We start from the raw sequence: 12,339 nt of genomic DNA, 5'->3' as shown, positions 1-12,339 counted from the left end.
AAAACGTGCGAGAATCCTTGTATCTGAACTGACCGGTTTATAAACTTACAACCAGACCGCCAGGAGACGCCATGACTGAAACAGCCACCATTTTGCGCACCGGCCGCAAATTCGATCAGGTTCTAAAGGGCGCCCGAGAGGTGTTCATGGCAGATGGGTTCGAGGGCGCAAGCGTTGATGACATCGCCCGTGTTGCAGGTGTTTCCAAGGCTACTCTCTACAGTTATTTCCCCGATAAGCGTCTGCTTTTCATGGAAGTTGCTCAGAATGAATGTACGCGAATGGCAGAGAAAGTTGTCTCAATGGTGGATGAGACACTGCCCGCGCGTGAGGTTCTGACAATCACGGCGACCCAATTGACAGGATTTCTGGTGTCCGAGTTCGCACAACAGGTTTTCCGTATTTGCGTGGCCGAGCGGGACCGGTTCCCGGAACTGGGTCAGGCGTTCTACGAAGCAGGTCCAAAACATGGCACCGGGCACATTGCCGAATATTTGAACAAGGCCGTCCAAAAAGGAGAGTTGGTGATCGAAGACGCCCAACTCGCGGCCGAGCAGTTCTCGGAATTGTGTAAGGTTCGGATCTGGACGCGATCCGCTTTTGGCATCCAGACCAGCTTTTCTCAGGACGAGATTGATGAAATCGCGCTGCAGGCTGTTGATATGTTCATGGCGCGATATGGTGCCTGACGGCATGAAGCGTCAAGCCGTGGTCAAAAATTAAGCGTTTTTGTGCATAAGGCATGTGTGTTTGCCCCTTAGATTTGACAGGCTATTCATTCTCAAGAACCCTCGGGCCGACAAAGTGAAGGGCGTGTAAATTTGACCAGTGAAAATACCAGTTTTTCCCGGCGTTTGAACGAATTGCTTGTGCAGATTTACCCCGACCACGACCAATCTGAACTGGCCGGGAAGATTACGGACGCGTTCTGGCCACTTCACACGCACAAGCGCAAGCAGGGGCGAAAGCCCGGCAATAAGCTGTGGTCGGAAAAAGACAGTGTTCTTATTACCTACGGTAATTCAATTGAAGATCAGGTGCACAAGCCGCTTGATCTTCTTCATGATTTTTTGGTTCGCCACCTGACGGGTGTCGTCAACGGTGTTCATATCCTGCCGTTTTTTCCGTTTACGTCTGATGATGGTTTTGCTGTCTCGGATTACTACAGTGTCAGCACGCAACTTGGTGATTGGCCTGATATCACGCGCATCGCGGATGATTTTCACCTGATGTCCGATCTCGTCCTGAACCATGTCTCAAGCCAGGGGGGATGGTTCACGAATTATCTTCAGGGCAAATCTCCTCATGACCGGTTTTTCTTTGAGGCCACGCCCGAAGACGATCTGTCCCAGGTCGTTCGACCGAGGACAACGCCGCTTTTGCGGCAAGTTGAAACGAGTTTGGGCGAGAAATACGTCTGGTGCACGTTTTCTCATGATCAGGTTGATCTGGATTTCTCAAACCCCGAAGTGCTGATCGAGATGCTGCGGATCATACGCCTGCATATCGACAAAGGTGTGCGAATTCTGCGACTTGATGCGGTGGCGTTCATTTGGAAGGAAATCGGGACCAACTGTATCCATCTGCCACAAACGCACGCCATAGTTCAGCTGTTGCGGCTGCTGTGTGACTATACAACTGAAACGCTTGTTCTGCTGACGGAAACTAATGTTCCGCGCACCGAGAACCTCAGTTACTTTGGCAACCGAAACGAGGCACACGCGGTCTATAATTTCCCTCTTCCGCCGTTGATCCTGCATGCGATGCAATCGGGCACTGCCCAGTATCTGCGGGAATGGCAGTCGGCGATGCCGCCAGCCCAACTTGGGTGCGCCTACCTGAATTTCACAGCCAGCCATGACGGGATCGGGATGCGCCCTGCCGAAGGGCTGCTGCCGCCGGATGAGAAAGAGCGCATGATCGACACAGTTCGCCGGATTGGAGGGCTGGTTTCGATGCGCGCGCTACCGGACGGACGCGAAGAGCCATACGAGGTGAATTGCGGTTATTTCGAAGCCATGACGGAGACGTTTCATGGGCCCGATCAATATCATTTGGCGCGTTTCATCTGTTCGCAGACAATCGTTATGTCACTGGAAGGCATACCTGCGTTTTACATTCACTCGTTACTGGCGACCCCAAACGATTACGATGCTGTTGAACGGCGCGGCATGAACCGCGCAATCAACCGACATCGATGGCATTACCCCGATCTGCTGGCTCGTTTGGCCGATCCGGGCTCGAACCAGGCTTTGGTGTTGTCCGAGCTTTCCAAGCGTATCCGGTTACGCGCCCAGCAGCCAGCCTTTCATCCGAACGCTACGCAATTCACGTTGCGACTGGACGATCGGGTCTTTGGTGTATGGCGACAGAGTCTGGACCGTAGCCAATCCATCTTTGCCTTGCACAACGTGTCACCGGAACATGTTTACGTCAGCCCCGCAGAAATGAATATGATCGCCGAAGAAGTTTGGACCGACGCGCTGACTGGGGAAATACTGGCCACCAATGGCCCCGATATTGTTCTGGCGCCGTATCAATGCCGATGGATCACGAACGCGGGGTGAATTCATCCAAATCGTTTGCAACGGCGGATTTCAGGCGCAGTAGAAACTCAGGGTCTGCGGAATGAACGCGGTTCCAGGTTGGGATGAACGGTGTTTCATGCGGGTTGTCTAAAAAGATCTGGCCCGCGCGGATGATGTTTTCGGCGAATAACTCGATGGACTTCTCTTCCTTGTGCCGATCCAGTTCCAGCCCGTTCATCTTTGCGTCTGTGTAATACCCCTCAAGCAGATCCAGCGCGGACCGATAGTAAGTGGCCTTTAAGGTGCGGAACGTGTTCGGTGTAAAAACAGTGCCGTCGGCCGCCAGTTTACGGAAAATGGCCTTGCAGATATCTGTAGACATCCGGCTGAGCCCCCGATTAGCGTCTTCCGCAGACAGGGTTTGGTGTTTGTGATCATAGTTGTCTGCGATCTCAACCTGGCAGACCGACTTTGGTGCCAGATTGCGCCAGGCTTCTGACAGAACACCGATTTCAAGGCCCCAATCTGAAGGGATGCGAAGATCGGGCAGGGTAGGGGTGCGAATGGCGAATTCACCCGAAAGCGGGTATCGAAAGCTGCGCAAATAGTCGAGGTAGTCCCGATCGCCGATGACTTTCTTCAACGCGATCAACAACGGGCTAACAAGCAGGCGGGTCACCCGACCATTGAGCTTTCCGTCACCGATGCGGGGGTAAAAGCCTTTGGCCATCTGGAAAGGGAAAGTGGGATTGACCACGGGGTAAACCAACCTGTCCAGCATTTCACGGTTATAGGTGACGATATCGCAATCGTGGATCGCCATGACTGAACTGTCGGCGCAGGCCAAGAGGTAGCCGATGCAGGACCAGACGTTTTTGCCCTTTCCGGGCTCTTGCGGGGCCAAACCCAATTCGCGCAAGTGGCTTTCCAACTCGGTCAAACGAGGACTGTCATTCCAGACGACGGCATGGTTTTGCGGAAGTGTAGAAAAGAACGCTCGGGCTTTTCGATACTGCTCTTCGTCCGCCTGATCCAGACCTATGATAATGCGGTGCAAATAAGGAACTTGTTTGAGTTCGTGTAGTATCCCAGCCAGCGCTGGCCCTTCCAATTCTGAATAGAGGCACGGCAGGATCAGAGTGATTTTGCGGGTTTCAGCAAACACTGCGATCTCATGGGCCAGCTGCCCAGCAGACCGACTGCGTAAGTTATGTAAGGTCGTGATGTTTCCGTTTTGATGGAAATCTGCCATTCGAATTGCCTCGTATCTTCAGAGCCCGGCGGTCAAGGTCAGGATGGCATCTGACCAGCCCCGCGGTCCACTCTGTTTTGTTCTTATTACCCGCGCTTCAATGTCTGCGGGAAAGGGCGGTATGTCTGGGCCGTCCGGGTTGGCGACGACAACACCAAAATCTGCGGTTTGAATCATCTCAATATCGTTGGGCGCGTCCCCCAGCGCGATTGTGCGTTCAGGGGACAATTGCAGGATCACCTCGGCCATGGCGTCGGCTTTGGATTTGCCGAATGAGAGGGTTAGAAACCGCCCTCCTTGTCGCGCGTGTAGACCAATCTCTTGCGCTTTTTCCAGAAAGACGGGCAGGTCAGCTTTGGGACCGGTCCACAATCCTGGCTCGCTGAATTTGCGTTGACGGGCCAATTGCGCCTGCTTGGACGTCAGCCCGGTAACTTGGGCGACTTCGTCGTTGGTCATATCGCCGAACCCGACAAACCCCGCCGGCAGTTCCTGCAACAAAGCGCGCAACCGCCCGTATTCGTCCTCAATAAGATCGGTTTGGTATGGCCATAGCAGACCGGCACCGTTTTCCACGATGGCTGGCATATCCGCTTGGCCCATTTCAATTTGCAAAGGACGGATTTCAGCTGCGGTTTTACTGCTGGCTAAAACAACGCCTGCCCCAATTTCGGACAGGCGTTTCAGCCCGGGTTTTGCCGCTGACCAACTGTAATCATGGTGGTCCAGTAACGTCCCATCCAAATCGGAAAACACCAGCAGCGGTGGGGGACGGTTCATGGTTTTGAATGGTCTTTTCGTTCTGACATTGTGGGGGCAGTAAAAGTTCCGACTGCGGGGAAGTAAATCCATTCTGTGGAAATAACAGTCAAACAAGGTGCCCACGCCTAAAATATAGGCGTGGGCGTTCTGGCCTACTCGATAAATGTCTTTGCAAGACGGTCACTGATAGGTTGGGCCAGATAGGTAAACACTGCGCGCTCCCCGGTGTTGACAAACAGGTCCGCGGGCATGCCGGGCACTAGGTCCAGCGTGGCAACAGCCTGCGGTTGGTCGGCATCAAGTTTGACGCGCGCTTTGTAAAAAGTTTCGCCGGTACGGTCGTCTTCCAGCGCATCGGCTGAGATATCAAAGATCTCACCGCTGGCTTCGGGGACGTCAGCCTGTGCAAACGCCGACAGCCGGATACGCGTGGTTTGACCGATGTACAGTTTGTCGATGTCGCCGGTTTTGACACGAGCTTCGACGATTAGGTTCTGATCTGCCGGAACGATGTCCATGATGGGTTCACCCGGCCGGATAACTCCACCATTTGTGGACACTGCAAGGTTAACGACACGACCGCTGGTCGGAGCGAGCACCTGAGTCCGCTTCAACCGCGCGGCCGTTCCCGCATACTGAGGACGAACCAGATCAAGCTGTGCTTCGACGACGGCCAATTCGCCAGCGATGACCTCGTCGCGCAGTTTCTTTTGACTGATCAGCGACAGGTCCAGTTCATGCATTTGATCCTGCGCCTGCGCGATCTGTGTCCGCAAGGACGCGTCGATGCCATTCAGACGCTCCAGCTCAATCCGACGTCCGCTGACGCGGGTCACAGCAACAAGGCCCTTAGCCAACAAGGTCTCGAGGTTTTCGAGTTCGGTGTTGGTGATCTCAATCTGGTTTTTCGTGCTGCGTCGCTGTTCTTCCAGACCTGCGATCTGGTTGCGAAGGCCCGAAATGCGCTGCGCGTTGATCTGCGCTTCGGTGCGGCGCGCGCGGGCTTCGGCGTCGAACAATTGCTTCTGTGTCAGATATGGCGACACCCAGTGCAACCGGTCCATGCCTTCGCGATACCCGGCCATCGCAGTGCTTTCGTCAAAGCTGTGCTGACCGCTCATCTGCGCCAACAGACGGGCGCGGCGGACCGAAAGTTCACCTAATTGGCTGCCCTGAACGCTCAACTCAACGTCGATCTCTGTGCTATCCAGTTGAACAAGCGGTTGGCCTTGCCGCACGAACTCACCATCTGCCACGAGGATCGAACGGATGATGCCGCCATCCAGATGCTCGACCGTTTTGCGATCACCCTCGACCACAAAAGAGGCAGGGGCAACGACAGCACCGTCTAACTTTGAAGCAAAAGCCCAGTAGACGCTACCGCCGACAAACACGGCCAAGGTGAACAACCCGAACAGAACATAACGTCCGATGCCAGCAGAATTGTCCGAGACTTCCCTAAGCTGCGCCTCATGAAATGAAACGGCGTTATTGGACGGGGAATAATTTACCAGGTCGTTCATTGGGCTGCTCCACTGATCTGAGTTTCGGTTGCGGGATGCGCGGCAGGTCTTGCACCTTGTGTTTGAGGTTGTGAGTCCAGCACATTGCGGCGGTTGACTTTCAGGACATCTTCCTTGTCCCCGAATTGAATCTGGCTTCCGTCGCGCAAGACCATGACCTTGTTGGCCGCCTGCAATGTGGCCGGTCTGTGGGTCATGACGATGGCAATTGAGCCCCTTGTGTGGGCGGCCATCAGCGCATCACGCAGCGCCTGTTCGCCATCCGCATCAAGGTCTGAATTAGGCTCGTCCAGAACCAGAACGAACGGATCACCATACAACGCGCGTGCAAGAGCCAACCGTTGACGTTGCCCGCCCGACAGGAAGAAGCCGTTTCCAATACGCGTTTCATATCCATCCGGTAGATTGCTGATCAGTTCGTGGACACCTGCTTCGCGTGCAGCGCGCAGCACTTCGGTATCGTCGATTGCCGTCGAGAACCGACCGATGTTTTCGCGAATTGTCCCATCGAACAGTTCGACGTCCTGCGGCAGATATCCAATCTGTTTCCCCAGGTCTTCACCATTCCACTTCGACATCGGGCTTCCGTCCAGCATCACTTCGCCACGCTGAGGAAACCAGATACCCGCCAGCATTTTGCCAAGTGTGGTCTTACCTGATCCGCTGTGACCGATGATGGCCAGTACGTCTCCGGCTTGCAGGCTGAAATCAATGTTGCGGATCGTGGCGTTGATGGCGCGCGGAGGGCCTGCCTGTGCAATCTGAACATCCAGCGACTTGAACGCGCGGGGCAGGTTCAGGTTCGGCGGTGTTTCGGCATAGTCCTGCGTCAACTTCTTGAGCTTTGTGTACGATCCACGTGCCGCAAGAAACGTCCGCCATTGACCGATCAGTTGGTCGATCGGTGACAAGGCACGCGCTAATACGATTGTGGCAGCAATCATGACACCTGCTGTGGTTTCTCCGGTGATCGCCAGTGCCGCGCCAAGACCCAGAATGGCCGATTGCAATCCCATCCGGACCGTTTTCGACAGGACCGAGAAACTGGCAACGCGATCCGCTGCGCGTGTCTTGTGCCGGTGCGCGTCGGTCTGCAACGCAGTCCAGCGGCGGACAAGGTCGGATTTCATACCAAGTGCGTGCACCAGTTCGGCATTTTTGTCTGTGGTATTGAACAAAGCGTCCGAACGACCGCGGGCTTGCGCGGACAGCTCCATCGGGGCGCGGGCACGGCTGTTATTGATAAGCGCCATAATGGTAAGGGTCAAAGCCCCAACAAGACCGAGCAGTCCGAGCAAGGGATGTAACACATACAAAACAACTAGATAAATCGGAATCCACGGCGCATCGAAAAAGGCCGTCAGGGTTGTGCCGGATATAAACTCGCGAAAACCATTTACGTCTTCGATCAGGTTTTCCCCCGCGTCGCCTTCGCCTTGCACCCGGCGACGCATCGCAGCGCCCAGTACAGGTGCGCCAACGCTCATCTCAAAGCGGGCGGCGAGGCGGCCCAGAATGCGCATCCGCATCAGATCCAGGCTGGCAATAACAACGAAAACACCCAACAACAGAACAGACAGAGCGATCAGCGTGTCGACATTCTGGCTGGTCAATACGCGGTCATAGACCTGCAACATGTAAAGAGGACCGGCCAGCATAAGCAGGTTCAGAAACAGGCTGAAGAAGGCGACCGCGACAAAGCCTTTACGCAGTGACCCCCAAGCGTTCTTTACGGGATTGGCTTTCTGGAACATTTCTTTGACCCTTTCCGGTTTGAAAAACGGGGCGGCCTAGGCCGCCCCGCTGTTGGTCAGTTACGCGAAGAAATCGTCGTCGTTCAGGTCACCGCCATCGACATCTGCCAGACGTACGGAGCCTTGGTTGCCGAACGAGATAACCGCGTCGTTGCCATCCTGGGATACGCTGACACTGCCGCTGAAGTCGGGACCGAAATCACCGAACTGCAGTTGGTCCAGGCCAACTTCAAAGTCCTGGATGGTATCGTTGCCGAACTGGCCTTCGAACACGAACGTGTCGCTGCCTGCACCACCGATCAGGATGTCATCGCCACCCTCACCGTTCAGGACATCATCTCCGGCCTGACCATTCAGAGTGTTCGATCCCGAGTTGCCCGACAGGATGTCGTTGCCGCCATTCGCGCTTCCGGCGTTGTTCGAGCCGTTGATGTTCTCGAACCCGAACACCTGGTCGATCAGCGGACCGTTTGGCGCGTTGACTTGTGCAACACCGTTGCCGTCGTCGTCGAGATCCAGAACAACACCCGGACCGGCTGTGAACAACGCTGTGTCGATACCTTCGCCACCAATGATGATGTCTGCACCACCGAATGAGTGGATCGCATCATTGCCGGCACCTCCGTCGAGCACATTGAACTCGTTGTTGCCAAGGATCACGTCATCCCCATCCGAGCCGACAACGTTTTCAAAGTCATCCACTTCGGTAACGATCTGACCGTCAACGATGATCGCACCGTCCTGCGGACCTTCATCGCCGTTGCCAGCCGGGTTCGGCGAAGGTGTGCTCAGGTCCAGATCGATCGTGACACCGTCAAAGCCGGACAGATCGATCGTATCGCTGTCGTCAGAACCAACAACCCGTTCAATCGAGCGCAGGATATCGGTCTCGATCTGGTTGTCGATGACGTCTTCGCCGATGACACCAGTTCCACCAGTTGCCTCGACATCCAGAGTGGCACCAGCGTCCACCAGCGTATCCTGAACAACCGGACCGTTTTGACCGACGGCTGCATTGTGCAGGTGGATTGCCGAAACAACACCCGGGATCGGGGTCTGCAGATCAGCTTCGTTCAGACCCGTCACGCTCAGCTGGCTGGAATAGGTTACTTCACCAGTCAGAAGATTCTGCGTGATGACCAATGTTGCCTGACCAGTCGCTTCGCTATCCGATGTCGGATCTGGTTCCTGCGATGCATCCAGGCCCCCGCTTAGCGTAACCGTGCGGATGTTGCCGACAGTTTCATCTGTATCGACGAACAGCTGCCCGCGGATTTCGCCACCCGGGAAATCCGAGGTGTGGATGTTATAGTACAGGTTACCTTGGACCGCTTGTTCAACGAATTCGGCACCGTTGCTGATGCTCGACCCGAACTGATCCGGTGCCGCAACAACCGCATCCGTGACAGTGACGTTGAAACCTGTGTCGCGCGTTGCCGTTCCATTGCCGTTTGCATCAAGGCTAACCTCGACCGCGACATCCAGATCCGAGAAATCTGCCGTGTCGAAGCCTTCTCCACCGTCGATGAAGTCATCACCCAGCCCGCCGGTCAGGACGTTGTCTGCATCGCCTGCGATCAGGATATCCTCGCCTGCGCCACCGACGATATCGCCATTGGTGGTGCCCAGATCGACAAAGATGTCGTCCCCGTCGCTCAGCAGAACGTTGCCGTTGATCACACCTTCGTCGTCGTTGACGATGGTCACGAAGCCTGCATCCGATGCGTCGATCGCATTGACCGTGCCGCGGATTTCGCCTTCGTTCAGGATCGCACCAACGAGGTTCAGACCGCCATCAACGCGGATACCCGCTGCGGCATCCGAGTCCTCGGAACCAGCGATCAAGCCTTCGTTGATCACAACGCCAGCGAATGACGCATCATCCTGGCTTGTGAACAGGCGCAGACCGTCACCGACCTCGTTGCCTTCCAGCGCATCGCCACGACCTTGCAGCGTACCTTCGTTGATAACCACAGCGGACACGATATCACCGGACTCGTCGCCGGTTTGCAGCGAAACAGCAGAGCCGTTGTTGCCTTCGCCCGCATCGACCAGACCCGAGTTGGTGAAGCTGTAGTTGTCAGCAGTGCCATCGGCATAGACCGTGCCGTTGCGCTGATCGCCGGTGCCCAGGATGGTGCCTTCGTTGACAACGTCCAGACCAATACCGTCGATATTCACCGCACGGCTGTCCGATGTCACGGTGCCACGGTTGACGAAGGACCCACCAGTGTGATCGCCAGTGCCAAAGTACACACCGTTCTGGCCGCCTTCGAACAGACCGCCTTCTTCGTTGATCAGCTGGCCCTGGAAGTTGATGTTGTTCACTGCGCGGAACGCACCGACAGTGCCGTTTGCACCTTCGGACGTAACCGTGCCCGAGTTGGTGATGGTGCCAGAGAACGTGCCCGTGTTGCCGACATTGCCAATGCGGATACCGTCGCCGGCCGCGTTGGTGCCTGCTGCCGCGTTGCCGCGACCCTGGATAGTGCCTTCGTTGTTCAGGTCAAAGCTGTTCTCGCCTGCAATCTCAGCGCCAAAGCCCGACCCTTCGTTGCCTTCGCCTGCATCGATCACACCGGTCGACAGGTTGTTGAAGGTAAAGTCCTGCGCGGTGCCATCAGCATAGACCGTGCCATTGCGCTGGTCGCCGGTACCAAGGATGTCACCGGCGTTGTTCACTTCCAGACCGATGCCATCAATGTTGAACGCGCGGCTGTCGGACGAGATGGTTCCGCCTTCCAGGTTGTTGAACACACCGCCGGTGTGATCTGCGCCTTCGCCTTCGACAGGGTTGCCGAAATAGACACCGTTTTGCACGCCCGAGATTTCGCCCGAGTTGTTGAACTCACCCTGGAACGAAACGCCGTTCACGAAGCGTACGCCAGCAACGGTACCGTTTGCGCCTTCCGAGTCGATGGTGCCGGTGTTGTTGATGACCGCATCGGTGGTTCCGATGTTGCCGACATTGCCGATCCGCACGCCGTCACCGGCTGCGTTTGTGCCCGCTGCGGCGTTGCCGCGACCTTGGATCGTACCGGCGTTGTCCAGCGTGAATGAGGTCACGCCGTCTGGTGCGTCACCGATTTCTACACCAAAGCCCGAGCCTTCGTTGTGCTCACCCGCGTCGATCGTTCCGGAAACAAGGTTGTTGACCGAGAAATCATCGGCGGTGCCATCGGCATAGACGGTGCCGTTGCGCTGATCGTCGGTGCCCAGAATGTCGCCACCATTGATCAGGTTCACGCCCGTGCCGTCGATGTTTACGGCGCGGCTGTCGGATTGGATGGTGCCAAAGTTCAGCACATCCAGATCATGTTCGCCCTGACCGATATACAGACCGTTCGCGGCACCTTCGATCACCCCGGTCGAGGTGTTCAGAATTTCGCCTTCGGTGTTGGCTCCATCGGCGATGCGGATACCGCCGGCAGTACCTTGGGTGCTTTCCGACGTAATCAAGCCGCTGTTGACGATTTCGGTTTCCAGAATAGTGCCCTCGGCGCCATTGTCGATGCGGATGCCGTCGCCCGCCAGCGTTGTGTTCGACGCGGCCTGACCGCGGCCCTGAATGGTTGCACCGAAGCCGTTGAAAATGTCGGTTTCAACGCGATCGCCGATTTCGTCGCCCACTTGCAGCGAAACACCAGCGCCCTGGTTGCCTACGCCTGCATCAATTGTGCCGCCCGAGAAGTTTGAGATCGAGACGTCCTCGGCAGTCGAGTTGGTGTAGATGGTGCCGTTGCGCTGATCGCCGGTGCCGATGATGTCACCAAAGTTGCGAACGTCGATGCCTTGACCCTGAATGTCGACCGCCCGGCTGTCCGAGCTGATAACACCGCCTGCAAAGTTATCCAGGCTGCCCGAGCTTTCTGCGCCTGCGAACTGAACGCCGTTGAAATCGCCCACGATCTCACCGAAGTTGCGCACAGACGCACTGCCTGTGACCTGAACGCCAGTAGCCAAAGCGTCGGGGCCATTGTTCGCCTCGATCCGGCCAGAACGGAAGTTGAAGATGTCAACGTCCTGACCTTGCGCCTGTACGGCCGCGACCGCGTTGTTGGTGATGATCTCACCAAAGTTCAGCAGGCGCGAGAAGTCATTGGCCAACACAAATGCGGGGGTGTCATCCACCACCGTGCTTTGAAAGAAGTTGTTAATGAGGGTCTGGCCATCGCGAGTGGTCTCTTGCGCCAACGTGGACGATGTCAAGAGACGAGCGCGAAGGTCCGTCAGAAGTTGGGACAGCATGGGATACTCCGTCAAGAATTGTTATTGGTTCTGCGGGTCACCCGTTGGTCTGGGCGTTCCACGTAGCAAAGGGGTAGCCACGGACGCCTGTCTGCTAAAATTCATCCTTCGAATTGGGGGTATAACCAATGCAAATACTCACGCTTTTCGTGAGAATTCACGAGGGGCAGAAACGAAAAATCAATGGGTTAGCAGAATTATAGTCTCATTTCGAAACTATTCATTGTCGAATGTTGACACTTAAGTGAGGCGAAGTGATCGTCTTTTCATCC

7 protein-coding genes are annotated in these 12,339 nt (G+C 55.8%); 2 read left to right on the top strand and 5 right to left on the bottom strand.

What is annotated here, in order from left to right:
* Window positions 1–71: 71 nt before the first annotated feature.
* Window positions 72–689 (top strand): TetR/AcrR family transcriptional regulator, encoded by a 618-nt coding sequence (locus ACR0DG_RS18330; protein WP_480699811.1) that lies wholly within the window; start codon window positions 72–74, stop codon window positions 687–689.
* Between the two features lie 132 nt (window positions 690–821).
* Window positions 822–2,567, top strand: coding sequence for a sugar phosphorylase (locus ACR0DG_RS18325; RefSeq protein WP_480699810.1), 1,746 nt, complete (start codon window positions 822–824; stop codon window positions 2,565–2,567).
* On the opposite strand, the gene ACR0DG_RS18320 is transcribed toward ACR0DG_RS18325, so the two are convergent.
* The 5 genes from ACR0DG_RS18320 to ACR0DG_RS18300 all read right to left on the bottom strand — a co-directional run bounded on the left by ACR0DG_RS18320 (window position 2,551) and on the right by ACR0DG_RS18300 (window position 12,067).
* The gene (locus ACR0DG_RS18320; RefSeq protein ID WP_480699809.1) at window positions 2,551–3,780 is read right to left on the bottom strand and encodes a glycosyltransferase family protein; all 1,230 of its coding nucleotides are present in this window, start codon (window positions 3,778–3,780) and stop codon (window positions 2,551–2,553) included. The two genes, ACR0DG_RS18325 and ACR0DG_RS18320, sit on opposite strands and share 17 nt — an antisense overlap.
* Window positions 3,781–3,798: 18 nt before the next feature.
* Window positions 3,799–4,560, bottom strand: a complete 762-nt coding sequence (locus tag ACR0DG_RS18315) for an HAD-IIB family hydrolase (RefSeq protein WP_480699808.1) — start codon at window positions 4,558–4,560, stop codon at window positions 3,799–3,801.
* A gap of 134 nt (window positions 4,561–4,694) precedes the next feature.
* On the bottom strand, window positions 4,695–6,065 hold the full coding sequence (locus ACR0DG_RS18310) for an HlyD family type I secretion periplasmic adaptor subunit (protein ID WP_480699807.1): 1,371 nt from the start codon (window positions 6,063–6,065) through the stop codon (window positions 4,695–4,697).
* Entirely contained in the window at window positions 6,062–7,819 is a 1,758-nt protein-coding gene (locus ACR0DG_RS18305) for a type I secretion system permease/ATPase (protein WP_480699806.1), read from the bottom strand. The genes ACR0DG_RS18310 and ACR0DG_RS18305 overlap by 4 nt, the downstream gene beginning before the upstream one ends.
* A 60-nt stretch (window positions 7,820–7,879) precedes the next feature.
* On the bottom strand, window positions 7,880–12,067 hold the full coding sequence (locus tag ACR0DG_RS18300) for a beta strand repeat-containing protein (RefSeq protein WP_480699805.1): 4,188 nt from the start codon (window positions 12,065–12,067) through the stop codon (window positions 7,880–7,882).
* Window positions 12,068–12,339: the final 272 nt, after the last annotated feature.

The organism is Ruegeria sp. BG8 (genome assembly GCF_056538325.1).
Note: the sequence above shows the minus strand (reverse complement) of the source record. Positions and strands in the feature narration are given on the sequence as shown.